The organism is Vibrio sp. 1580, assembly GCF_033340055.1.
Genome location: NZ_JAWOVT010000440.1, coordinates 1 through 608 on the forward strand (window position 1 = coordinate 1; position 608 = coordinate 608).

Below are 608 nucleotides of genomic sequence, written 5' to 3' on the forward strand. Positions count from 1 at the left end.
TCGCTTCCTCACACCACAAGAGAGAGCCTCTCTCTTTGAGTCCATCACTCATCAACGAGAAACGAACTTGCTGGCACGCTATCCTGAGTACCAGTCCAAAAGTCTTTCTGTCTTGTTTGAGTTAATGGATTAGCGAGATTTGGTTCGACTGCATCCGAACAACCTACATGACGACGTCTATTTACTTGAACTAACCGTAGCAGAGTGCTTCCCTCATTGGTTAGACTTTTGGTGCGCTTGCGAAATCGAAGCCATCAAACAGAAATACTCGCTTGAAAACCGCGAACCAGCGACTGAACTCTCCTTCGAAGACGCCTCTTACTCAGCAATGCTCATTGATGATATTTCAGAGTCTTCAATGCGCGTTCAACTGCCCAGCTACCCAGTGGCAATGACCTTGAGTGACGCCGTTGCGCTGAGTAATTTGGAGCTCTTCGTTCAAGGAGAAAAGTGGTATGAAATCTTGCCCTTGTTGTCACTTTCTCAGAAAGGTAAGCACTTTATTCTGCTCCAAACTCAGACAACTCCGGTGTTGGCCGCATCAGCGCTAATCCAAGACTGGAACCAACGTAACACTTGGCTAAGTTATGCGCCGCAGTTTAACAGTG

Annotated in this window: 1 pseudogene; it reads left to right on the plus strand. The window is 47.0% G+C overall.

Annotation, left to right across the window (positions count from 1 at the left end):
• Positions 1-608, plus strand: a pseudogene (gene opaM / locus R7093_RS26470) (acyl-homoserine-lactone synthase OpaM); the annotation flags it as partial.